Consider the following 22,400-nt stretch of genomic DNA (forward strand, 5'->3'; position numbering starts at 1 on the left):
TTCAGTATGATCACAATCATACACCTTGTTTACATCATTTTCACATTTTGCACAAGTAGTCATGCTAATCGTTTAAGATTTTTTTATCTTAATTGCACCTAATGCAATTTGTAAAATTGCTGGAGCAAATAACATTATTGGGTTTCTCTCCACACCTTCTGGGGCGGGAGTTCCAACCATTGCAAGACCTCCAACTAGAATTAAAACTCCTGATACTATTATTAGCCCACCTAACTTCTTGGATTGCTGTTTAAATGATATGAAAAATGCAATTATTGGTAAAATAATTGCTGGACCTCCTAACCCTGCACCTCGTTGCATATCATCTAATGGTAAAAAACCATCGCGGTTGTCGTTCCCCATTGCAACGGCAACATCTGCACCATACAAAACAAGTAATCCAATAGAAATTGCTGATAATATAATAGATATTGCAACAAGCATGTTTCCATTTGCTATTTACAACTAATAAATCTAATCAGATGCTTTGACAACTGTTTTTGGTTTTATAATTTCTAATTTTTTTAACAACTCGTCAATTGACTCACCTTCCATACCCACGATGTTAACGTGCCCTAATTTTCGCAGGGGTTTTGAGATTTTTTTACCATACATTTTCAAAAAGACTCCTGGTTCTGATATCTTTACAGGGACGTATTCTCCTGTAAAACCACTAGCGCCCAAAATATTGTACATAATAGAATTATATTTTAGTTTGGTACTTCCTAATTCCATACCTAGAATTGCTCTTAGGTGTTGTTCAAATTGAGATGTTTCACTAGATTGTAATGTATGATGTCCAGAATTATGAACTCTGGGAGCTATTTCATTAATCATTACTTCATCATCATTAGTTACAAACATCTCTATGCCAAATATCCCTGCCCCCTTTAGTACGGACATTGTTTTTTCAGCTATTTTTTCTGCCTTGACTGAAATATTTTTAGAAACTCTGGCAGGTGCTATTGTTTCTCGTAAAATACTATGTTCGTGGATATTTTCAACCAGTGGATATGTTATGATTTGACCTTTGGTGTTTCTTGAAGCAATGACAGATACTTCCATACTAAATGGTACAAATTTTTCTAAAAGAAGGGGTTTTCCTTTAAAATAGTCTGATGCTTTTTGAACTTCATTTTCAGAGTTAATTTTAAAATTACCTCGTCCATCATATGCATCCCTCCGAGCTTTTAGCATTGAAGGAAGTCCAAATTTTTCTAACCCTCTTTTGATGTCATCAATATCATTTATTTCAATAAATTCTGGGACTGGAATGTCGTTTTCCTTTAGAAATGATTTTTGTAATAATTTATCTTGAATGATTTTCAAAGTTTCAGGAGATGGATTGATTTGAGATTTGTTCTCAACTGATTTTAAGACATCGCTATCCCCTGATTCGATTTCATATGTGATGATGTCTGATTTATTTGCCAATTCAATAATGGCATCCCTGTTTTTAAAATCTGCAATAATTTGAGTTGCTCCTACTTGGGATGCAGGACAGTTTTCAGTAGGATCTAATACGATAATTTCAGATATTTCGTTAGGCATTTTTTTAGCTGCCTCCGCAATCATCATTCCTAATTGACCCCCGCCAATAATTCCAAGAATTTTTGCCATTATGGGATTATTTTTTTTGGATTAAAAATATCTAATGCATTTGGAATGATATTTTTTAATATTTCTTAATAGAATTGTTAATTACTATCTAGTTTTTTCTATTATCATGACATATTCAAAAAAACCATTGGTAGGAATAATCATGGGATCAAGTTCTGACAGTAGAATTATGCAGAGTGCTGCAGAGATTTTAGATCAGTATAAAATTAAACATGAGGATCAAATAATATCCGCACACAGAACTCCTGATAGATTATCAGAGTATGCCAAACACGCTGAAAAAATGGGTTTTAAAATAATTATTGCTGGCGCTGGTGGAGCAGCACACTTGCCTGGGATGATTGCATCTCATACAGTTATCCCAGTAATTGGAATTCCAATTATGGTCTATAATGATAAATATCTTAAAAAAATAGATAGTCCAAAATTTTCAGCGTTTGGCGGATTAGATTCTTTGTTATCTATTACTGAAATGCCTTCAGGTTCACCAGTAGTTGCAGTGGGAATTAACAAAGCTGTTAACGCCGGAATCTATGCCATGAAAATACTTGCAATCGAGTTTCCAGAATTAAAAAAGAAACTTAAACAACATAAACTAAACCAACATAATTCTGTTATCAAGGAATCTGAACAATTAAAAAAAGAGGGGTTAACAAAATTTGCCAAAAAAAAATTCAAATAATTTAGGTTAATAATGAAAATTGGATATTCTTTTGTCTTAATGCTTCAATCAACAATGATGCCTGTTCTTTGCCTTGAGTTTCAAGACTCAACGTTACTCCTGCAGAACCTGCATTGATGTTAGAACTCAATCTATCATGAACCACTTCTACGATATTTGCATTTGCAAAAGTTATCTCATCAACAATTTCTTTAAACGCCCCAGGCCTATCTGGCAATATAATAGATAATTTCAATAATCTTCCCATTGCAGCTAGGCCTTTATCTACTATTTGACCTAAAAGATACATGTCAACATTACCACCTGCAAGAATAGCTATTACTTTTTTTCCTGGGGATGGTTTTTTTGAAATTAGATATGCTAAACTAACAGCCCCAGCAGGTTCAACTACAAATTTCATACGTTCCATTAGTAGAAACATTGCTTTTGTAATCTCAATATCGTCAACTAATACAATCTCATCTATCAGTTCTTTAATTATTGCAAATGGGAGTTTCCCAGGAACTTTTACAGAAATGCCATCTGCTATTGTTCTCCCCCCACCACTTGCAATTACAGAACCTTTCTTAACTGATTCATACATTGATGGGAATGATCTTGATTGTACTCCTACGACTCTTATTTTTGGATTTTTTTCTTTTATTGCAATTAAAGTACCAGCAGCTAAACCGCCACCTCCAATTGGAACATACACCTCATCCACATCTGGTAAATCTTCCAAGATCTCAAGACCTATGACTCCTTGTGCTGCGATGATTTGAGAATCATCGAAAGCATGTATCATAGTAGCACCTGTTTCTTGAGATATTTCTTTTGCCTTAGCGGATGATTCATCATAATTTACCCCTTCTAATATTACATTTGCTCCATATCCTCTTGTTGCAGCAACTTTTGCAGGTGATGCATTTTTTGGCATCACAATAGTACATGGAATTTTTTCTAATGATGATGCATATGCTACTCCCTGTGCATGATTCCCTGCAGATGCAGCAACTACACCATATTTTTTTTCATTATCAGATAATAATTTAATTTTATAATAAGCCCCTCTAATTTTAAATGAACCTGTTTTTTGTCTAAATTCTGCTTTTAAATACACATCTGATCCTGAAATGTCGCTAAATGTAGGTGAATGAATAAGAGGAGTTTTTTTTATCTCTTCACCTCGCAATAAATTTGCCTTTACTATTTCATCATATGTTGGGTTCATTGGAAGTGTTGCTAGTTTTGCTGTATTTCAGTTCTTCTATACAAAAATTATATTTTTAGTCAAAAAGTATACTTACTATCAGAATGAGACATAAATCATGTTAAAAATTTGCTTATCCGCGGGAGACCTAATGAATGAAAACATATCCAACTATAAAATTTTAGTTTTATTATTTGAATATTGATTCTAATTCATCTAGTCTTTTCACAATTCTATCTTTTGTAGAATTAGATATTTTTCTAGGATCAAACAATCCTTCACGGTTGTTATTTTTTATAAACTCCAAATCTAACGTAAGCAGACATCCTTCTTCACCTGTCACAAGTCTAGTATCATCAATTAAAACAGGTGATGTTTGATATGTTTCAACTAGTAATGAGTCAAGTTCTTGAAGCAACTTTGTTTTTTTCTCAGATAATTCTTTAAAATTAACACTAGAACCTTTTTGTATTTCTTGAAAAATTTTTTCGCTAAATTCATCATTTTTGTAAAATACTTCAAATAGTTTCTGATGATCAAAATCTTTAAAACCACTCTCTTTCAGTTTGTTTAAAACAAATTGATCACTATTGTCTGATATCTGTTCTTCCTCATTTTTTGTTAAATCTACAATTTCAGATAATTCTTTTTGGCAATCCATTACTCTTTGATCTGGTTTGTAATATAGCAATACATGAAATTGTAACGAAATATGCCCGGATATCAAATAACTCCCCTCTGTTATCTCAAACTTTGTAAATATTCGTCTTAAATCTTCATGATTTGTAACTGATACTGATTGTAATGACCATTCTTTAAGTGATTGACTGATTTTTTGAAAATAATCTATTACTTGTTTTGGTTCAAATGTTTTTTGTTCCGTGATCGTTGAGTCTCCTAACATTACTTTGACATCGATCATTTTTGTCAAATCTATCATTTTTGATAGATACAGTTTTTGAATGGTTTCATTTTTCTGATTTAATACCTGAAAAAAGTCATTCGGGGATCTTGTACCTAATCTCACAAGAAATAGCAAACAATCACTCGCCTTAAACCTTCATCAACCTCTAAATAGATAAAATCATAATTCTGACTATGAGTAAATCTCAAATTTATTGCGAATATTGTGCAGAATTTATAGTAGAATATTATCACGAAGGTTATAAGGGAAAACGGGGCAAATGTACTAAATGTGGGATAGATTTTCCATTAGAATAAGATTGAGATTAAATGACTGAAAATAAAGAGGATATCAAATACTCACAAAAATCAGACTCAAGCAGCATGGTTGACATGCTTCTTAGTAAAAACAGTCAAGAAACACTTGATTCAGATACAATGATTTTGGAAACTCAAAAACGAGTTTGGGGAGCTCTGAAAAAAGGTTATGAATACTCTGGTTCCATTAATGAATCAGAACAATTTCTGAGAAAAAATGTCTTTTCAAAATTAGATATGGTTGTGCTTTATGTTGATTTAGTTGGCTCCACTACAATGACATTGGAAATGCCTGAAGAAAAAATTGCGATTATTATAAGTTCATTTTCTCAAGAGATGGCAGTAGTGATAAGACAGTATCATGGATATGTGTTAAAGTTTGTAGGTGATGCGGTGATTGGGTATTTTGTGACAGAGGAGAACGGGTTACTTGCAGCAGATAATGCTGTTAATTGCGCAAAATCTATGATTTCAGTTATTCAAAAAGGAATCAATCCAATTTTGAATCAATATGACTATCCAGATCTAATGGTAAAAATTGGAGTTGATTTTGGAAAAAACATAGTAGTGCGTTATGGTGCAGATGTAAAGAATTCCCATGTGGATTTAATGGGGCCTGCAATGAACATTGCAGCTAAAATTCAAAATGTTGCAAAGCCCAATCAGATTTTAATTGGAAATGATGTCTATCAAAGAATTCATCCTGCTACTAGACAAGAATTCTCACAAATTGTTTGGAAGAACAATGAATGGAAGTACAGATCAAGACTGACAGGTGAAATTTATAACATTTATGAATTCAAAGGATAGGTATTGAGTTAATCAGACTGTAAATTTGTCTGGACACTCAACATGTTCATAATGGTGTTCAGTGAATTTTTCTCGAATTACATATATCACAATTTTGTGCAATTCTTTCTCCTGAATTTCTTTTTTACACTTAAAACATGATTTTTTTAGTTCTTCCATGCGTACTAGCGATCAAATTTAGGAATCTATAAGGATCTGCAATCAACTCAATTTGAGCAAAAACGCCTCAGAATTAACTAACCAGTATATCAAACGACTACGGTAAGCCACAAATATGGCAAATAATGATGATATATGTGGATAATTTAGTTAGAAAACATCTTGAAGACCTTTATGGATTAAACCCAAATATCCCACATATTGCATTCCAATTTCCTAGATTGCCTCCAGGATTACCAAATCCAATGTTTGGAACGCATCAAAACCCAATGAAAGAGCAGTTCTTAAGAAATGCGGATACAATTAATCAAAAATTACAAGGATTTCAACAAACGTATCAATTGTATGCATCAGGATTACTCTCAATGAGTTCAATAGTTGTTCCTCCTGGACACCCATTATATTCAAGACAAAACTCTGTTCAAATGCTTCAATCTGAAAAAGACCAACTACTAAAAGAAAATCTAGAATTAAAGAAAAAATTAGAAAAAGAGTCAAAGATTAAAAACCATTGAGATATAATTGTCTAAAATGATACATTATGAATCCTTATTAGTTTCAAAAAATTATTTTATTCATGGTAAAAACTCCCTCTGATAAGTGGAAAGACGCGGTAATTAAATATAGAAAACAATGTCAAAGTATCCTCCAACTATCTGAAAGTATCAGATATGTGGGAGTCATTAATGCCTACGGTAGAACTTTAACTGGAATTGTAAAACCTGATCTAAAACCTCTTTTAAAATCGGAACAAGTAAAAAATGAGTTTTTCATTATTTCCACTTTAATGTCTTTAAGAAAAGATACAATTGTGACAGTTGGTAAATTAGAACATGTAATTTTACAACATGAAAAAGTAATAATCATAATATTGCAGAAAAATAATGTAACATTCTATATTTCTATAGATAGAAAAGAAAAAGACTTGGAGAAGATTATCTCTTTAATTAAGAAGACAATCTAGGCCGGTGTAAATCCCTGATATCCGCCAGTTTGTTGAGCTTTGTCATCAAATATTGGTTCGAATAAAGAAATTAGATAGTCATCAGGATCTAAAATCACTGCATTCTTACCTACATCTTTTTCAATAATGTCTCGATAAATGGTGACTCCTTTTGTTCGTAGTTCATCTACTGCAGATTTGACATCTCCAACAAGAAATCCTATCGTTATCCCATTCTCAATAGAACTACCAATATGTTGTGCTGTTATTGATGCTGGATGTAAACTCAGTATTGCACCAGTAGTACCCAAATCCACCCAAGATCTTCTTTGATTTTTAATAGGAAGACCTATGATTTCATGGTAAAACTGTAGGGATTTGTCTATGTCTTTAACCGCTAAAATGACATTTCCTACTTTTTTGATGTTCACAATTATACTAACTAGAAGTTCTTTAAATCCATTGTTATTGAACTTAGGAGAGAGTTAATTGATTTGGTAGGCGATATTGTTATTTTTACTGAACTTCAACCATTGTTTCAGTTCTGTCTACCCCTCTAATCTTTTGAATCTGGTTTGCTACTTCTTTTATCTGGACTAATTCATTTACCTCTATTATGGCCACTGCATCAAATTGACCACTTGTTGGAAAAGAGTCAATTACATATGGTGTTTTTCTCAATTTAGCAGCTATGAGTTTTTTTGGCGATTTTACCAAAATTATTGCTTTTACCATCCCAAATTTACCTCTACTTCAATTAGCGTTTCGGTAGTAACAATATCTTTAATTTTTTTAAAATCAATAACCATATTGTTAATCTCATCCATGTTTCCTTGTAGTATGGTACTGATATCCGCCCTTCCTGTAACAATCATTACCTGTTTTACAATTTTACGTTTTTTTTTCAAAATTTCAACGACAGTATCAACCTTTCCAGGTTTAACGGTGATAAGACATAATGCTCTCATGAATTGTATAGGTCATAGGATCGGATAAAGATTCCTAATCATATGCTTCCTGCGATCTTGCTTCTTCAAGATATGCGCGTCTTTCTTCATTAATTTTTTCTTGATCTATGTGTATATCGTCATCCACTATGACAATTCCTATATCAGCATTAGAATCATCAGCAGTTTTTTTGGTTTTAGGTTTTGTTACACTGCTAGATTTAACCTGTTTAGTTTTATCAGATTTAACTTTGGGTGCCCTTTTTGGAGGCATTTTTTTTATTGTCTTTTTTTGATCTTTTTTTATTTTTTTTTCAACCATTAATGTCGAAAATCAAGAGTTGGGGTGACTTTTAAAGATTATGCAAAATAATTTTGGATTGAATCTTGATGTGATTTATTGGCAATAATAAAAATACACAACTTGTTATTTTGGGGTTTTCATATATTTATGAATAAATCTAGGGAATAATCAAAAAGATCGATGCCAGGGGCGAGATTTGAACGCGCGACAGCCCGGTCTTCAGCCGAGTGCTCTCCCAGGCTGAGCTACCCTGGCACTTAGAAAAATGCATTCTGTTGAGGAATTAAAGTTTGTCTATTTAGATCTTCCAGATGATGTCGTCTCTTTTTTTTCTTTTGTTGATCAAACGTCCCATCACAAAAAATAAGTCTGATAACCTGTTTAAATATTTAATACAATTCAAGTTGATTTCATCTTTTTCACTCAATTGAACTACTAGAGTTTCTGCACGTCTCACTATAGTTCTAACATAATGTAATTGGGCAGCTTCTGGAACTCCTCCTGGCAATATAAAATTAGTAAGGGCAGGCAGGTCTAATTCAAATTTGTCAATGTATTTTTCTAATTTTTCAATCATATCCAAAGACACTCTGTTTCTAATATTATCAAGGTTAGAGTTTGAAAGATCTGCCCCAACCAAAAAAAGATCGTTTTGAATACCCGTTAAAACTTTGACAATATCTTCATCTAATGAATTTGCCAAAACCATACCTAAAGCAGCATTTATTTCATCAACAGCACCATATGCAGAAATTCTAGGATGAGATTTTGATATTCTAAAATTTCCTTGTAATCCAGTATTCCCATCATCACCTGTTTTTGTATAAATTTTCATCAATTTATCATTTCATGATTAACTATTATGTTAATCGGAATTAAAAATGTGAAAATTCATTAGTAGAAATATGTTGAAAAACGTATGATTTTAGATTTTTTTAAGACAGCTGCAAATCTTAAAAATATCCCAAGACAGGGTTGGATAGATAAACTATCGATACATAATCCTGAATCTGTAGCGGATCATTCATACTCCATGGCCATAATCGGAATGGTGATATCGGATCTTGAAAACCATGACTCTGAAAAAATTCTTAAAATGATACTGCTACATGATTTGGCTGAATCAAGAGTTGGTGATTTAACTCCAGGACAATTAAGCAAAGAAAGAAAAATAGATTTAGAAAATAATGCATTCAATCAAATTACAGAAAGACTACCAGAGACAATCAAATCCCAATACCTAAAAATTTGGAATGAATATCAAGAAAGGGCATCACCAGAATCAAAATTAGTGCATGAAATAGATAAATTAGAGATGGTACTCCAAGCAAAATCGTATCAAAATGATGGATATGCCTATGTAAAATTAGAATCTTTTTTTAAATCAGCTAAAACAGACATTACAAATCCCAAATTAAAAGAAATATTTACAGAGATCGTAGATGATTCTTAAAATATGTCTGATAACAAAGATGAATTAATTGATGCGCAAAAACAAATAATTGGAATTTTGTTTGAAGTGATTAAGAGGCTACAAGCAAATAATGACTTAGATGATGAATATTTTCAAATTATTGCAAATAATGAAAAAAATGAAATTCGCCTAAAAGAAATTTTAGATGAAAGAACCGAAAATGCAAAAATTGTTGGTCGGTTACTGGAACAGTTACAAATTTAGCTACAACCACAATCATCATCATCCGAAAGAATTTTCAGATGAGCTGTTTGCTGATATTTGTCTTGAAGATAGTTTGCAAGATTGGTAATTCTAACACGTGGTTCTTTTTTATGCCAACTACCTTCATTCTCAAACCAGAATTCAATCTCATCTACATCATACCGCTCATTATTTTCAATGAGGTTTTTAAAAATAGATTTTATAATATCTATGTCTGATTCAGAAAGTTTTGACTTGTCTTCAACCATGCTTGTTATTTCATTTAATTTGATTATTACATTATTTGTTAAAGGCATAGTTAAATGGAAGTTTAGATTCTATAACAATCTTTTGTGTTACTGTCTAAAAACAAATTTGCAGATATGTTAAGGTATGGAAAAAATATGCTTTGATTCATTATGTGAATAAAAAGACATGTTTTTTAGCATCTGGGCATTATTTGGTCATTTGTTTGGTGTTTGTTTTCTAAATATTGATGTAAAACGTATTATTTCTGAATGAATATTGGTATCTATCACACTTTGCAAAGGGGAAAAATCTGAAGATTTCTATCTTACCTTGTATAGAAATTGTTTTTATAAGAACTGAAATATTTCTCAGGTATGCAGTATTTTCAGGCTCTAAAATTAGGACAAAAAAGAGTTGCAGCAGCAAGGGAGTATCTTAACAAATTAACTAACGGTAAGGCAATGCCTGCATTGGCATTAATTGACACTAAATCAAATGTTTGGGAGCCTGTTGGAGAAGAAAACCTATACGCGTTTGTTGACGAATCAGCTGGTTTTGTTTTGACTGATAATAGTGGTTATATTCTTGCATTGGTAGATAAAACAGGATCATCCAAGACAATTGTTCAAGGTGTAACAAAACAACAAAAAGAAAATCTTGAAAAAATATTTGAAAATAACAATATCCCAAAATTTGAAGGTAAAGTGATTCTACCTGTATAGCCACAAAATAAAACGTAAAGCTTTAGTTATCATAATTGATACGATAATAAAATGAGTAAATTTTCACAAGAGATTGAGGTCAGCGGTCACTTGATTGATTCGTCTATTCTTACTAAAATCTTTGACGAAATAATGGATCTTCAAGGGGAATTTAACGTACAAGAAATTAAAATTGGAAAAAAGAAAAAAGATCAGTCATATGCAAGATTACTTGTTAAAGGAAAAAACCAAGAACATCTAAATAAAATTTTAAAAACAATTTATCGCGAAGGTGCAACATCGAAAATTCAAAAAGAAATAACCTTGAAAAGTTCTCCAAAAAACAATGTAATGCCTGATGAGTTTTACAGTACAACAAACAACCACACACAAGTATTTCATAAAGGAGAATGGATTCAGGTGGAAAATATGATGATGGATAAATGTATTGTAGTAAAAAATGGCAAGGCATTTTGTGTACCAATAAGAGATATCAAGAAAGGAGATCAGATAATTGTGGGTGACGAAGGAATCAAGATCACCCCTCCTGAACGTCCAAGAGAAGGAGTTAATGTTTTTGAATTTATGGGTAGTTCAAGCTCAAGTGAGAGACCAACTCAACACATTGCAAAAAAAGTAGCCGAAGATATTTTTAATACTAAAAAGAAAGGAGGTAGAATTATCCTCGTAGGTGGTCCTGCAATAGTACATACAGGAGCAGATGACGCAGTATCAGAATTAATTCGATTAGGATACATTGATGGAGTATTGGCAGGTAACGCACTTGCAGTTCATGATATTGAATATGCCACTTTAGGTACTTCTCTTGGAATGAATGTTCATGATGCAACTTTAGCTTATCATGGGCATCGAAACCATATGGATACAATTAATGCAGTATTCAAAGCAGGCTCTATTGCAAAAATGGTAAAGATAAAAAAATTAACAAAGGGAATAATGTATGAATGTGTAAGAAACGAGATACCATTTGTCTTGGCAGGCTCAATTCGGGATGATGGACCACTGCCTGATGTGATTACAGATGTGGCTCAAGCTCAAAAAGAATACAAAAAAATTCTAAAAGATGCAAGCATGGTAATCATGATTTCAACTATGCTTCATTCCATTGCTACAGGAAATATGCTTCCCGCAAATGTCAAAGTGATTGTGGTTGATATCAACCAACCAACCGTTACTAAACTTATGGATAGAGGTACATGGCAAGCATTAGGAATTGTCTCTGATGTTGGGGCGTTTTTACCAATGGTTGTGCAACAAATTAGAAAAAAGAAATAATCATGATTTTAATCTAAGATAAGTGAATTGATCCTATAAGAATTTGCTATACATGTTTAACTGAACAACCTTCTATCAAATACACCGTGAAAAATAATCCATTCAATAACATACTCAAATGATATAGAAATCATTCAAGCCAAATTAGTTCAGAAGAATATCAGTGTTAAGAAATTAAAAAATATAATTAATTAACTTGGAGTCATCATAGAACTAGATTTTGTATGAGAATTTTTAATCGCATTATTTCTAACATCTTCAAAAAATCTCTTAATCATTTCAATCCCTGCAACAATCCTTGGAGCAGATTTTTTTGCAAATTCTTGTTTGTCTGCACTTGATTTAGGTTTATTGTTTATGTAATCTTGATATACTTTGGCACCATCGTAATCAACATATGCAATTCTTGCACTAAAATCAGTTCTCTCCAAAACAAGACTGTCTCCACCAACTATTGCTGTATGATATGGATGTACCATTAATGATTCTGATAATTTTTGAGAAGTGTAAATTTTTGCTGTTTGTAAATCCGAAGCAAACACATTGAAATCTGCAAGAAGATAAAATGTTGCATCAGGTTTTGTTACCTTTATTCCATCTATTGCAGATAATGAATGATATGTGTACTCCCCCATAATTTGATGTATGCTTCTTGTCACTTCAAAATATTCATCAAGTTCGGGGCTAATTTCAAATCCTGCAACGGCCGCATGTTGAATTGGTGTAGATACTGCAGTATATTCAGTTGCAAGTATTTTTTTGAATTGTATTTTTAGTTCATTTGCATGTTGTGGAAAAACGACATACCCAAGTCTATATCCACCAGCAGCATGTGATTTAGACAAACCATTTGTGACAAATGTACCTTCGGGATAAATTTTTCCCATACTCATAAATTTTGAAAAATCATATGTAGTCTGAGCATAAATCTCATCAGAAAGAACAATAATATTTTGCTCTCTGCAAACATCTGCAATTTCTTCTAATTCTAATCTATCATAAAGTAATCCTGTAGGATTGTTAGGATTATTTAAAATTAGAATCTTTTGCCTGTCTTGTAATCGTAACGCTAATCTTCTCAAATCATTTGGAGCAATTTTTTTATTTGCACGTGTTGGCAACATATGATAATTTTTTTTCAAAAATCTAATCTGTGGAAGATAACCCAACCACGCAGGAGTTGGTAAAATTACTGTCCCATGTAAAATCTCTAAAAGATTAAAAAGTAATTCCTTTGTTCCAGGACCAACATAAATTCTATCAGGGGTGACATCCATATCAAAATAATGCTTATTATATTTGGATATTGCATTACGTAATTCAGGAATTCCTGAGATGGGAGCATATGCTCCCTTTGATGAATTTTTTATTAATGCATCCTGAACAGGTTTTGGAACAGGGAATGGGGATTGCCCAAACGCAAATCCGTAATAGCCAAAACTGCATTCATGTGAAGAACAATCAGAATGAAATTCTTGCAAAAATGTGTTTAATTTAAGATTTTCAGGCATCTCAATATCTTGAACTTGTTGATCAACTATGAACTTCATGACTTTGCTTAATCTGGATTAAATTTAGACTTATCTCGTAAAACATAAGCTGTTCTTTACGTTGATTAAATTAACAGATCCGTTGAATTTCATCTAGAACATGAGGGTTTTCAAGTGATGACAAATCTCCCAGATTTTCACCTAATAGTTTTGATTTTAATAACCTACGCATAATTTTACCTGTTCTAGTTTTTGGCAAATCAGACAATTGAAAAACATGTTTAGGGCGTGCAATCTTACCAATTTTTTCTGAGATATAATCAGAAACAACATATTTTAAATTTTTGTCAAGTGAACCATCTGCAACAAAAAAGATCACAATTGCCTCACCTGTAAGATCATCAGAAATTGCAATAGATGCAGCATCGGATATTTTAGGATGAGATATTATGGCATGCTCTATTTCAGCAGTACTCATCCGATGTCCTGAGACATTAATTACATCATCGGTTCTACCCTGCATATACCAAAGACCATCATCATCAACATAGACATAATCTCCATGGAACCAGACATTCTCAAATCTAGACCAGTAGGTTTCAAGATATCTTTCATCATCATTTAGCAACCCTCTAGTCATTGCAGGCCATGGTGATTTTATTACAAGATATCCATTCTGATTTTGTACTGAATTTCCTGCATCATCAAAAATATCAAGATTCATTCCAGGTACTGGAATACCTACAGTGCTTGGCTTTAACTTCATTCCAGGAAATACAGATAACATTGCACCGCCAATTTCTGTACCTCCAGATAAATTCATTATAGGGATTTTCCTATTTCCAACTTTTTCATACAACCACCACCATGAATCTTCATCAAGAGGCTCACCTGTTGTTGGAATATTTTTAATTTTATCTAAAGAGATCAATTTTCTCGGTTCAACATTGTTTTTTTTAAATAATCTTACTGCAGTTGGAGATATTCCAAAAATCGTTGCCTGATATCCTGATAGCATTTTCCAGATTCTATCCGATGTCGGAAAATCTAGTGTTCCATCATAAATGACAGCAGATGCACCCATCATCAATAACCCATAAACATTCCAAACTAAACCTGTAATCCAACCAATATCTGCAGGCCAGAACAACGTATCATTTTCATGTGTATCGATAAGATATGCAGCCTGGTGTCCTGCAAAAACAGAGAAACCTCCATGGGTATGAACTACACCTTTAGGTTTGCCTGTTGTTCCTGATGTATATAAAATAAACAATGGATCTTCGGAAGTCATGGATTCTGTATAAGATTGATTGTTTTGTGATTTTATCAAATCATTATAAAAAATATTTTTTTTAGATTCAACATAATTATCAATTCCCTTGTATGGAACAACAATAATTTTTTCAACATTAGTATTAACTACTGCAGTCTCAGAAGCCTGTTTTTGTGATATTTGTTTTCCTTTTCTATAGAAACCATCTGAGATGATGAGAATCTTTGCATTACAATCTTTTAATCGTACATGGAGTGATTCTGAACTATATCCAGAAAAAATCACCGTTTGAATTGCTCCAATTTTAGCGGCTGCAAGAATAGATAAAATTGCTTCTTCAATCATTGGCAAATAAATTGCAATTACATCTCCTTTTTTTACCCCTAATGATCTTAAACCATTTGCAAGTTTAGATATCTTGGAATCCAATTCAGAATAAGATATTTTTGATTTAATCCCATCTTCAGATTCAAAATAATATGCAATCTTTTGAGGCTTTTTATTTGTAAATTTTTCAACCGTTGATTTGTAGATATTTGTTTTTCCTCCAACAAACCATTTAGGCCATGCAATACCTTTGGAGATATCAAGTGTTTTTGTATAAGGGGCATCCCAAACTATGCCAATATCTTTGTCTACTGATTCCCAAAACCATTCCAAATCATCTATTGCTTTTTTAGATAATTCCTCAAAAGAGGATATGCCATGTTTTTTCATGAATCTAAAAATATTTGAATTCTGGATTTGGTTTTCTGTTGGGATAAATACAAAATCAGACAAGTTACAATTCTTCAAAACTTATAGAGTGTTAAAAGATTTTTTAATTTATGAGATATCTATTCCAAGGCGTCTAGCACATGCAATTGCAGACTTTCCATCATCTTCAGTAATTCCGGCTTTTAGGAACTTTTTAGTCAATTCTTTACCCATATTCATGGTATTTTCACGATAATATGCCCTTAGAATGACCCCTATTTGTTCATCCAATTTTTTCTTAGTAGCATCATTCATTCCCATTTGAAGTATAGATGCATCAGAGTTTGAAAGTATTTTGATAAATTCAATATCCTCCAATGAGAGCTCAGTCATTAGATATCAATCTACTCTTTAGTAAATTCAGAGTCAAGGCAGGATCTGCTTTACCTTTAGTTTTTTGCATTACCTTACCTACCAAATAGTTTATTGCTTTAGGATTTGATTTTGCCTGTTCCACTGCTTGTGGTTCTTCAGATATTATTTCCTCAATAATATGAGATAATTCAGACTCATTTGAGACATTACCTAGATCCAATTCAGATATTATTTGTGATAAGCTCTTTCCAGTTTGTACAATTTCATATAATGCATTTTTTGCAGAATTTCTAGAAATTCTTCCTGATTGAATTGAATCTGCTAAATCCTTAAGATGTGTAGCAGTAAATTTTGAATCTTTACGTTTTTCCCTTGTGTCCACTAATCCCATTAAATCTGTTGTAATGATGTTTGCAATCTCCTTTGCATTCTCTACAGTATGAGATTCTTCAAAAAGATCAGAATAAAATTTATCTGAAGACAACACATCTGCAACCTGTACTGGGATTTGATATTTTGAAACATATCTTTCTTTTTTTGAGCTAATACTCTCAGGCATTTTTGATTTTAACTCATTTCGGATTTCGGGGCTAATTGACACCCAAGGTATATCCCCTTCAAGAAAGTAACGATAGTCATGGTCTTCTTCTTTTGAACGAGATGAAACAGTAATTTTTCGTTGGTCATCCCAATGACGTGTTTCTTGAGTTATTGGTATTTCTCTAGAATGCAAGCTTTCTTGACGAGTGATTTCAAAGTGAACAGCTTTTTCTAAATCATGAAATGAACCAATATTTTTTATTTCCACTTTATTTCCACCTTCGATGGATACATTTGCATCTGCCCTCATTGCACCCTCTAAACTAGGATCAGAGACTCCTAGATTTTCTAAGAAATCAGATAAAATATTTAAAAAATCTCTCACCTGTTTTGGATTCTCAAAGTCTGGCTCCGTAACAATTTCAACCAAGGGAGTACCTGCACGGTTATAATCAACCAAAGTTATTTGATTTTTAGATGAACTACCCTCATAAATAATTCTACCAGGATCTTCTTCAAGCTGGATTCGGGTGATTCTGATTTTTTTATTACCTACCATAATTTCACCGGCACCCCCAACACTAGTATCACCATAAATGTTAAGTTGAGTTATTTGGAAATTTTTAGGTAAATCTGGATAAAAGTAATTTTTTCTAAAAAAAGCAATTTTTTCAGGAGTTTTACAGTTTAGTGCCATTGCAATAATTGTTGCTTTTTTTACCGCCTCTTGGTTTAATCTAGGTAAACTACCTGGCAAGCCCATACACACTGGACAGATGTTTTCATTTATTTGAAATTCTCTGTAATTTGCCTTACATGAACAAAATAATTTACTCTTCAAGTTTGTTAGTTGACAATGAATTTCCAAACCAATTTTTGTCATATTGGAACCTCTGGCAGTGTAACAGTATTTTCTAATGCATAGGCAGCTTGGAGTAATAATTTATCATTCATAGAATCTGCCATCAATTGAATTCCTACTGGAAGCCCGTTTGTAATTGCAAATGGAATTGATATTGCAGGCTTTCCAGTAAGATTTGCAGTAACAGTATTGATATCAACTAAAAACAAAGAAACAGGATCATCAATTTTTTCACCAATTTTAAATGGAAGTATTGGAACCGTTGGAGATATCAAAAGATCAAACTTCTTAAATGCTTCATTAATTTCTTTGGTAAGTTTACTTTTTACTTTCATTGCCTTTAGGAAATATTTGCCTGCATGTCCAGCGGATGGAACAAATCCTCCAATCATCATCCTTCTTTTCACTTCAGGTCCAAAATTTCTACGAGCCTTTGAAATGTATGAGTTAAACTCATAACCTTCAACAGGAAAATCATATCCATATCTTATATTGTCATATCTTGCAAGATTGCTTCCAGCCTCTGTTGCAGTAATTGTATAGTATGCAGCGACCGAATATTTTACCATGTTAAGGGATACTTCCTCGCATGTTGCACCTAAACTTTCTAGTTTCGATATTGCATCTTTTGTAGCAGATAAAACACTGGGATCAATACCGTCCCCGATCATCTCCTTGATTATGCCTATCTTTTTGCCTTCTATCCCAACATCAATATCTGAAAGATAGTTTGTATTTTTGTTATCTATTGTAGTATTATCATTTTCATCCAAACCCGAGATAATGTTAAGTATGAATGCTGTATCTTTAACAGTTCTAGTAAGAGGACCAATTTGCTCTATACTGTTTGCATATGAAATTAAACCATATCTACTAATTAACCCATATGTTGGCTTGTATCCAACCGTAGAACAAAAGCTTCCAGGATTTCTAACAGAACCCCCAGTGTCCGAACCAAGAGATGCAATACATTCAAATGCACTTACAGAAACTGCACTTCCTCCAGATGAACCACCTGGAACATATTCGATATTCCAGGGATTTTTACTTGGGCCAAATGCACTAAACTCAGTAGTTAACCCCATCGCAAATTCATCAAGATTTACTTTTCCAACAAATATTGCATCTTGTTCTTTTAGTTTAGTTATTGCTGTTGCATCATATGGTGCTATAAAATTTTCAAGCATTTTTGAGGCACAAGTCGTTTTTGAATTTTTTATACATATGTTATCCTTGATGGATATTGGCATTCCAAAGCACGAACCTACTTTAACTCCTGATTTTATTTTTTTATCAATCTCATGAGCTTGATCAACTGCATCTTCATTAACACTCAAGAAAGCATGAAGTTTATCATCAACATCAGATATTCTTTCCAGAGTTTTTGCCATAAAATCTTCAGATGATATGTTTCCATTTTTAACTTCTTGAACATATTCAAGTGCAGATATTTTTAGATTCATGATGACATCTTTGGTGCGTGGATATAGGTCCCTTTGTAGTGATTTATTTTTTCAATCAGTTTATCTGAAAATGGAATATGTTTATCTTCTCTAAGAGATGATATTTGAATTTCAGGCATTGAGATTTCTTCAGATTCAACTCCAGCAGAATCTAGAACATCAAAATATCCTATCATTTTTTTTACTTTATCAACATATTCTCTATGATCATCTATCTCTATTTTCATTAATTTAGAAACACGTGTGATCTCTTCTTGAGTAACCATTTAATCAATCAACCCATTGTGTTAATCTATCAATACCTAGCATTATTGGGTATCTTCTTGATATACAACGTATACTTTCAGGCATTATAGCCCAATAATTATCTAGCATTACGATCATAAATTGTGGGTATTTTTTTATATTATTAAACTATCATTTAATCCAAACATGATTTAACAACATCTCTGCGATATAATGGATAAATTAACCACAAATCACCATCTAGAACCCATGACAAAGAAATATAGATCCATAACAAAAAATAATGAGGCGATACCCAAATTCTTAAAAATAAATAGGTAGACGGTAATTATTGAATTTCAACTGTGTATTCCCATCTTGTAATTACAGACGTAATGACATTGAAGAAGACGAATTTCTAAAGCATTTGAGAGAAGAGCATCAAAATGAAATAATAGACATTTCGAAAAAAGAGAATATTCAAATTAAAATAGCAGAGATGATGACAGTATCGAACTCAAAAGTATTCATTAATTTGTAAATTCTAAATTTCAATACGCTTAAGTTAATAATTATTACAAAAGATTCATGAGTTTTAGAGCAAGTGTATTTTCATCAAAAGAATTAGCAGTAATCATAGGCATCTCAATCATCATTTCATCAATACTGTATATCACTTATGTTACAAGTAGGTAATTAGATTAGAACCTATAGATATGTGAAATACATAAAAACAAAATTGATTGCTAACTCAAAGAACTAGATAAGAATTGAATTAGGTTTAGTTGGTAAAATCGTTATTATTGCTACACTTTTTAATTAATTTATTCCTTGTTTTTGAATGTTTTAAATCTGAAAAATTGTTTTATTCATTATTTAATTAATGTTGTTTGCTAGCAGTTTAGATCAATAATTCTAACCATTAAAAAAACTTGATGTATAAAACTAAGGATCTAGGGATTCATTGAGATTTCTGCAAGTATGTAATATAATTTTTAAAATTCAAATACAAATTTTGTATTGATATTACTACACATGTTTAAATTCTATCCAATATTTTTTTCTTTTTTTCATTGAATTCTTTGTCAGTGATAATTCCTAATTCTTTGAGATTAGCTAGTTTTTCTAAAATTTCAAGACTTGATGTACCATACTGTGTACCAAGTTTGATTCGTCCTATAAGTAACTCAAAAAAATAAAAAAAGGCATTTATGAATTTTTTATAAAATTTTGGACCTTTCTTTTTTAACATACTTTTCTGCTCTAAGCCTTTTTCCATAATTTTTAGTGAATTAGATTTTATTTTTTTCAGATATTCTTTGGATTTAAGAAAGTCAGCAGTACTATTAGTAACTTCATTTATCTTCAACATGGATTCTTTCCCAAGTTGTTTTCCATGTTCTACTGTTTGGACATAATTTTTTGTAATATCTCCTAGAACATTCTCTTGTTTTTTCTTAATTATTTTTTTAAAATTTTCTGGTTTTTCTTTGTCATCAGTCAAGTAGTTAATCCTCAAAACTATAACCAAACAGGATTATTTTAACATCTTCATTATCAGAGCAAATTAAGAATTGGGAGGTTTAGCCTTTGATGGTGATTTTATCTCCAATTCCAATAATTTTATCAGATGGAATAATTTTTGTTTTAAAGTATGATTTCATCTCAAGAGATTCAATTTTGTTTGTTTCATAATTGAGATTTATCTTGATTACCTTACCTATTTTTTTCCCTTCCACATTTACAATCCTATCATGTGGTTTTATTGGGATTGAGTTTAATTTAAGAGATGATTCACCCAAGGTTTCAAAATATGCAACAGATATGAAATACTCTGTAGTTAGTCTCTTTTTTACCATGATTCCAGAAATTGAGAAAGTTTGAGGATCTATACAGAGAGAGTGTATTTTGCCGCAGTTATTTCCTTTACTGTCAAAAACAGATATTCCGACAAATTGTTGAGCAGACCAATATTTTGTCATGAAATTACTTTGACTATTCATATCTTAAGTAAGTGAGATCCATTTTACATGTTTTTTTGGCCAATTAATCATATACAAATAAAGCAATTCATTTTCACATGTTCTAAACATACTGCTAAAGAATGATAAAATCAGATAATGAGAAATAGAATCAAACAAAATTGACATTTCAGATATTGTATAGTATGTTATTTTAGCATCTTTTCTTAGATTTATTGAAATACAACTTAGTATGTTGAAATTAATATTTATAATCTCTGTAATATATTGGCATTGCTTATTGTCAAGTGAACATTGAAGGTTAGAGTATGTCTTGAATTCTTTTTAACCTGAATAGATATGATAACAACTTGGGATTGTCTGCAAGAATTGCTGATTTTATGGTGTCAATCGGTCAACATCTCTTGGATAAAATGTTACGTCCCGTATGTTTTCAGTGCCTGTAAGAGCCATTAATAGTCGTTCAAGTCCTATACCACATCCTGCGTGTGGTGGTACACCATAATCAAATGCCCCAAGATGATACTCAAATGAATCAATGTTCATTCCTTTGTTCTTCATTCTTTCTGCCAACTCATCACGTTTTTCAATTCTTGTACTGCCTGAAGATAATTCTAAATCTCCAAACATTAAATCAAATGATTCAGAAACTTTGGGATTGGATTTACTGCCCTTTACGTAAAATGGTTTTGGTGCAAGTGGCCAATCTTTGATAAAATAAAATCCCTCAAGACCAACTTTTTTGAGGTTTGACGGATACAAATCATCACCCCATTCGGTCTTTGCACCTGCTTTCTGCATTTTCTCTACTAATTCATCATAAGAATATCGTGGAATTTTTTCAGGAGTTTGAGGTGTAGTAAATCCTGCATCAGGATTATCTTTAAGGTAATCTTTGACTGCTTTAATTGAAATTTTTATTATGTCTTCAATTCTATTCATTACATCATTATAATCTACAAAAGCTTCCTCCAAATCAATTGAAATAGCCTCTGCAAGATGGCGATTTGTTCTAGATGCCTCTGCCCTAAAGATAGGTGCAATTTCAAAGACTTTTTCAAAGCTCATTGTTAGTTGTTCTTTATACAATTGGGGGCTTTGAGCTAGGAAGGCTTCCTTGTTGTAATAAAATATTGGAAATAGTGCAGCACCACCTTCAGTGGCAGTTGCAATCATTTTAGGAGTGTTAATCTCTACAAATGTTTGATCATTAAAATATGCTCTAATTGATTTTAACACTGCGTTCCTAGTCTTGAAAATATGTTGAAGTATGCTGCGTCTGAGATCAATAGGTCTTACCTCTAGTCTTGTGTCTATATTTTTTACAGTTTTTGCAGTAGGCTCAAAAGGAGGTATTTTTTCAACTTGTGAAAATACCCTCAACTCAGTAGGAATTATCTCAAACCCACCAGGTGCTTTTTTGGAGGATTTCACTTTTCCAACAACACCAATTGAAGAGTGTGCCTTCAGAGAAGATATTTTTTCACGAATTTCGTCTGGACAATCTCCTTTCTTTGCAACAATTGAAATGTCTCCATTTTTGTCGCAAATAGTAACAAAACTAATGTTTCCATGTCCACGAACCGTCAAAACCCAACCCATTACAGTAACGATTGTTCCATCCATAGAGGAATTGATTTCATCGGAATAGTGAGATCTGCGTAAAGACCCTAACTCAGTTTCTATCATAATTTACTTTCTTCTATGTTATGG

General features: G+C 32.2%; 28 protein-coding genes and 1 tRNA gene. 9 read left to right on the top strand and 20 right to left on the bottom strand.

Translation table 11 applies throughout. The annotated features are described in order from the left end of the window. Positions 1–72: 72 nt before the first annotated feature. Together OEM44_00325 and OEM44_00330 are read right to left on the bottom strand one after the other, a co-directional pair. Positions 73–444, bottom strand: a complete 372-nt coding sequence (locus OEM44_00325; GenBank protein MDH3515244.1) for a hypothetical protein — start codon at positions 442–444, stop codon at positions 73–75. Between the two features lie 30 nt (positions 445–474). Next, positions 475–1,620, bottom strand: coding sequence for a 5-(carboxyamino)imidazole ribonucleotide synthase (locus OEM44_00330; protein ID MDH3515245.1), 1,146 nt, complete (start codon positions 1,618–1,620; stop codon positions 475–477). Between the two features lie 106 nt (positions 1,621–1,726). Between OEM44_00330 and purE the strand changes: the two genes are divergently transcribed. Next, positions 1,727–2,302: a 5-(carboxyamino)imidazole ribonucleotide mutase gene (purE, locus tag OEM44_00335; GenBank protein MDH3515246.1), complete on the top strand. Its 576-nt coding sequence runs from the start codon at positions 1,727–1,729 to the stop codon at positions 2,300–2,302. 1 nt (position 2,303) lies between these two features. Here purE and ilvA read toward each other — a convergent pair whose 3' ends face one another. After that, the gene (gene ilvA, locus OEM44_00340) at positions 2,304–3,512 is read right to left on the bottom strand and encodes a threonine ammonia-lyase (protein MDH3515247.1); all 1,209 of its coding nucleotides are present in this window, start codon (positions 3,510–3,512) and stop codon (positions 2,304–2,306) included. A 169-nt stretch (positions 3,513–3,681) separates the two neighbouring features. Next, positions 3,682–4,431 (bottom strand): hypothetical protein, encoded by a 750-nt coding sequence (locus tag OEM44_00345; GenBank protein ID MDH3515248.1) that lies wholly within the window; start codon positions 4,429–4,431, stop codon positions 3,682–3,684. A 293-nt stretch (positions 4,432–4,724) separates the two neighbouring features. Between OEM44_00345 and OEM44_00350 the strand changes: the two genes are divergently transcribed. The 3 genes from OEM44_00350 (at position 4,725) to OEM44_00360 (ending at position 6,645) form a co-directional block, all read left to right on the top strand. Beyond that, on the top strand, positions 4,725–5,522 hold the full coding sequence (locus tag OEM44_00350; GenBank protein MDH3515249.1) for an adenylate/guanylate cyclase domain-containing protein: 798 nt from the start codon (positions 4,725–4,727) through the stop codon (positions 5,520–5,522). Between the two features lie 287 nt (positions 5,523–5,809). After that, a complete protein-coding gene (locus OEM44_00355; GenBank protein ID MDH3515250.1) occupies positions 5,810–6,196 on the top strand; it encodes a hypothetical protein in 387 nt (128 codons plus the stop codon). A gap of 62 nt (positions 6,197–6,258) precedes the next feature. Beyond that, positions 6,259–6,645, top strand: a complete 387-nt coding sequence (locus OEM44_00360; GenBank protein ID MDH3515251.1) for a hypothetical protein — start codon at positions 6,259–6,261, stop codon at positions 6,643–6,645. Here the strand turns inward: OEM44_00360 and OEM44_00365 are convergent. The 6 genes from OEM44_00365 to OEM44_00390 all read right to left on the bottom strand — a co-directional run bounded on the left by OEM44_00365 (position 6,642) and on the right by OEM44_00390 (position 8,710). Next, positions 6,642–7,055, bottom strand: coding sequence for a VOC family protein (locus tag OEM44_00365; protein MDH3515252.1), 414 nt, complete (start codon positions 7,053–7,055; stop codon positions 6,642–6,644). The genes OEM44_00360 and OEM44_00365 overlap by 4 nt on opposite strands. Before the next feature lie 85 nt (positions 7,056–7,140). Further along, positions 7,141–7,359, bottom strand: coding sequence for an Lrp/AsnC ligand binding domain-containing protein (locus OEM44_00370; GenBank protein MDH3515253.1), 219 nt, complete (start codon positions 7,357–7,359; stop codon positions 7,141–7,143). Further along, a complete protein-coding gene (locus OEM44_00375) occupies positions 7,353–7,592 on the bottom strand; it encodes a hypothetical protein (protein MDH3515254.1) in 240 nt (79 codons plus the stop codon). The genes OEM44_00370 and OEM44_00375 overlap by 7 nt, the downstream gene beginning before the upstream one ends. Before the next feature lie 34 nt (positions 7,593–7,626). Further along, positions 7,627–7,893, bottom strand: coding sequence for a hypothetical protein (locus OEM44_00380; GenBank protein MDH3515255.1), 267 nt, complete (start codon positions 7,891–7,893; stop codon positions 7,627–7,629). 163 nt (positions 7,894–8,056) lie between these two features. Beyond that, a tRNA-Phe gene (locus tag OEM44_00385) sits at positions 8,057–8,130 on the bottom strand. A gap of 43 nt (positions 8,131–8,173) precedes the next feature. Beyond that, positions 8,174–8,710 carry a cob(I)yrinic acid a,c-diamide adenosyltransferase gene (locus OEM44_00390; GenBank protein MDH3515256.1) on the bottom strand — a complete coding sequence of 179 codons (537 nt, stop codon included), beginning with the start codon at positions 8,708–8,710 and terminating at the stop codon, positions 8,174–8,176. A gap of 84 nt (positions 8,711–8,794) precedes the next feature. Here OEM44_00390 and OEM44_00395 point away from each other — a divergent pair, with 84 nt between their 5' ends. Both OEM44_00395 and OEM44_00400 read left to right on the top strand, forming a co-directional pair. Next, on the top strand, positions 8,795–9,328 hold the full coding sequence (locus OEM44_00395) for an HD domain-containing protein (GenBank protein MDH3515257.1): 534 nt from the start codon (positions 8,795–8,797) through the stop codon (positions 9,326–9,328). Between the two features lie 3 nt (positions 9,329–9,331). Further along, positions 9,332–9,553: a hydrolase gene (locus tag OEM44_00400; GenBank protein MDH3515258.1), complete on the top strand. Its 222-nt coding sequence runs from the start codon at positions 9,332–9,334 to the stop codon at positions 9,551–9,553. Here OEM44_00400 and OEM44_00405 read toward each other — a convergent pair. Further along, complete coding sequence (locus OEM44_00405) at positions 9,550–9,849, bottom strand: hypothetical protein (protein MDH3515259.1); 300 nt, start codon at positions 9,847–9,849, stop codon at positions 9,550–9,552. The genes OEM44_00400 and OEM44_00405 overlap by 4 nt on opposite strands. 306 nt (positions 9,850–10,155) lie before the next feature. On the opposite strand from OEM44_00405, the gene OEM44_00410 reads away from it, so the two are divergent. After that, positions 10,156–10,503, top strand: a complete 348-nt coding sequence (locus OEM44_00410; GenBank protein ID MDH3515260.1) for a hypothetical protein — start codon at positions 10,156–10,158, stop codon at positions 10,501–10,503. A gap of 51 nt (positions 10,504–10,554) precedes the next feature. Continuing rightward, on the top strand, positions 10,555–11,778 hold the full coding sequence (locus OEM44_00415) for a TIGR00300 family protein (GenBank protein MDH3515261.1): 1,224 nt from the start codon (positions 10,555–10,557) through the stop codon (positions 11,776–11,778). 191 nt (positions 11,779–11,969) lie between these two features. Here OEM44_00415 and OEM44_00420 read toward each other — a convergent pair whose 3' ends face one another. The 6 genes from OEM44_00420 to OEM44_00445 form a co-directional block, all read right to left on the bottom strand. Further along, positions 11,970–13,328, bottom strand: a complete 1,359-nt coding sequence (locus tag OEM44_00420) for a pyridoxal phosphate-dependent aminotransferase (protein ID MDH3515262.1) — start codon at positions 13,326–13,328, stop codon at positions 11,970–11,972. 70 nt (positions 13,329–13,398) lie between these two features. Beyond that, a complete protein-coding gene (locus OEM44_00425; protein ID MDH3515263.1) occupies positions 13,399–15,324 on the bottom strand; it encodes an AMP-binding protein in 1,926 nt (641 codons plus the stop codon). A gap of 45 nt (positions 15,325–15,369) precedes the next feature. Then, a complete protein-coding gene (locus OEM44_00430; GenBank protein ID MDH3515264.1) occupies positions 15,370–15,633 on the bottom strand; it encodes a hypothetical protein in 264 nt (87 codons plus the stop codon). After that, positions 15,626–17,038 carry an Asp-tRNA(Asn)/Glu-tRNA(Gln) amidotransferase subunit GatB gene (gene gatB, locus OEM44_00435; GenBank protein MDH3515265.1) on the bottom strand — a complete coding sequence of 471 codons (1,413 nt, stop codon included), beginning with the start codon at positions 17,036–17,038 and terminating at the stop codon, positions 15,626–15,628. The genes OEM44_00430 and gatB overlap by 8 nt, the downstream gene beginning before the upstream one ends. Further along, the gene (gatA, locus tag OEM44_00440) at positions 17,035–18,480 is read right to left on the bottom strand and encodes an Asp-tRNA(Asn)/Glu-tRNA(Gln) amidotransferase subunit GatA (GenBank protein ID MDH3515266.1); all 1,446 of its coding nucleotides are present in this window, start codon (positions 18,478–18,480) and stop codon (positions 17,035–17,037) included. The genes gatB and gatA overlap by 4 nt, the downstream gene beginning before the upstream one ends. Further along, positions 18,477–18,746 carry a hypothetical protein gene (locus tag OEM44_00445; GenBank protein ID MDH3515267.1) on the bottom strand — a complete coding sequence of 90 codons (270 nt, stop codon included), beginning with the start codon at positions 18,744–18,746 and terminating at the stop codon, positions 18,477–18,479. The genes gatA and OEM44_00445 overlap by 4 nt, the downstream gene beginning before the upstream one ends. 311 nt (positions 18,747–19,057) lie before the next feature. Here OEM44_00445 and OEM44_00450 point away from each other — a divergent pair, with 311 nt between their 5' ends. Then, positions 19,058–19,246 carry a hypothetical protein gene (locus OEM44_00450; GenBank protein ID MDH3515268.1) on the top strand — a complete coding sequence of 63 codons (189 nt, stop codon included), beginning with the start codon at positions 19,058–19,060 and terminating at the stop codon, positions 19,244–19,246. A gap of 498 nt (positions 19,247–19,744) precedes the next feature. Here OEM44_00450 and OEM44_00455 read toward each other — a convergent pair whose 3' ends face one another. From OEM44_00455 to aspS, 3 genes are all read right to left on the bottom strand, one after another. Next, complete coding sequence (locus tag OEM44_00455; protein MDH3515269.1) at positions 19,745–20,209, bottom strand: SHOCT domain-containing protein; 465 nt, start codon at positions 20,207–20,209, stop codon at positions 19,745–19,747. 79 nt (positions 20,210–20,288) lie between these two features. Continuing rightward, positions 20,289–20,687, bottom strand: coding sequence for a hypothetical protein (locus tag OEM44_00460; protein MDH3515270.1), 399 nt, complete (start codon positions 20,685–20,687; stop codon positions 20,289–20,291). Between the two features lie 378 nt (positions 20,688–21,065). Then, positions 21,066–22,376 (bottom strand): aspartate--tRNA(Asn) ligase, encoded by a 1,311-nt coding sequence (gene aspS, locus OEM44_00465; protein ID MDH3515271.1) that lies wholly within the window; start codon positions 22,374–22,376, stop codon positions 21,066–21,068. Positions 22,377–22,400 lie beyond the last annotated feature (24 nt).

The organism is Nitrosopumilus sp. (assembly GCA_029862745.1).
Lineage (GTDB): Archaea > Thermoproteota > Nitrososphaeria > Nitrososphaerales > Nitrosopumilaceae > Nitrosopumilus.

Coding starts and splice junctions, on each gene's coding strand:
- OEM44_00325 (MDH3515244.1), bottom strand. CDS start 444: ATGCTTGTTGCAATATCTATTATATTATCAGCAATTTCTATTGGATTA.
- OEM44_00330 (MDH3515245.1), bottom strand. CDS start 1,620: ATGGCAAAAATTCTTGGAATTATTGGCGGGGGTCAATTAGGAATGATG.
- purE (MDH3515246.1), top strand. CDS start 1,727: ATGACATATTCAAAAAAACCATTGGTAGGAATAATCATGGGATCAAGT.
- ilvA (MDH3515247.1), bottom strand. CDS start 3,512: ATGAACCCAACATATGATGAAATAGTAAAGGCAAATTTATTGCGAGGT.
- OEM44_00345 (MDH3515248.1), bottom strand. CDS start 4,431: ATGATAGATTTGACAAAAATGATCGATGTCAAAGTAATGTTAGGAGAC.
- OEM44_00350 (MDH3515249.1), top strand. CDS start 4,725: ATGACTGAAAATAAAGAGGATATCAAATACTCACAAAAATCAGACTCA.
- OEM44_00355 (MDH3515250.1), top strand. CDS start 5,810: ATGATATATGTGGATAATTTAGTTAGAAAACATCTTGAAGACCTTTAT.
- OEM44_00360 (MDH3515251.1), top strand. CDS start 6,259: ATGGTAAAAACTCCCTCTGATAAGTGGAAAGACGCGGTAATTAAATAT.
- OEM44_00370 (MDH3515253.1), bottom strand. CDS start 7,359: ATGGTAAAAGCAATAATTTTGGTAAAATCGCCAAAAAAACTCATAGCT.
- OEM44_00375 (MDH3515254.1), bottom strand. CDS start 7,592: ATGAGAGCATTATGTCTTATCACCGTTAAACCTGGAAAGGTTGATACT.
- OEM44_00380 (MDH3515255.1), bottom strand. CDS start 7,893: ATGGTTGAAAAAAAAATAAAAAAAGATCAAAAAAAGACAATAAAAAAA.
- OEM44_00390 (MDH3515256.1), bottom strand. CDS start 8,710: ATGAAAATTTATACAAAAACAGGTGATGATGGGAATACTGGATTACAA.
- OEM44_00395 (MDH3515257.1), top strand. CDS start 8,795: ATGATTTTAGATTTTTTTAAGACAGCTGCAAATCTTAAAAATATCCCA.
- OEM44_00400 (MDH3515258.1), top strand. CDS start 9,332: ATGTCTGATAACAAAGATGAATTAATTGATGCGCAAAAACAAATAATT.
- OEM44_00405 (MDH3515259.1), bottom strand. CDS start 9,849: ATGCCTTTAACAAATAATGTAATAATCAAATTAAATGAAATAACAAGC.
- OEM44_00410 (MDH3515260.1), top strand. CDS start 10,156: ATGCAGTATTTTCAGGCTCTAAAATTAGGACAAAAAAGAGTTGCAGCA.
- OEM44_00415 (MDH3515261.1), top strand. CDS start 10,555: ATGAGTAAATTTTCACAAGAGATTGAGGTCAGCGGTCACTTGATTGAT.
- OEM44_00420 (MDH3515262.1), bottom strand. CDS start 13,328: ATGAAGTTCATAGTTGATCAACAAGTTCAAGATATTGAGATGCCTGAA.
- OEM44_00430 (MDH3515264.1), bottom strand. CDS start 15,633: ATGACTGAGCTCTCATTGGAGGATATTGAATTTATCAAAATACTTTCA.
- gatB (MDH3515265.1), bottom strand. CDS start 17,038: ATGACAAAAATTGGTTTGGAAATTCATTGTCAACTAACAAACTTGAAG.
- gatA (MDH3515266.1), bottom strand. CDS start 18,480: ATGAATCTAAAAATATCTGCACTTGAATATGTTCAAGAAGTTAAAAAT.
- OEM44_00445 (MDH3515267.1), bottom strand. CDS start 18,746: ATGGTTACTCAAGAAGAGATCACACGTGTTTCTAAATTAATGAAAATA.
- OEM44_00460 (MDH3515270.1), bottom strand. CDS start 20,687: ATGACAAAATATTGGTCTGCTCAACAATTTGTCGGAATATCTGTTTTT.
- aspS (MDH3515271.1), bottom strand. CDS start 22,376: ATGATAGAAACTGAGTTAGGGTCTTTACGCAGATCTCACTATTCCGAT.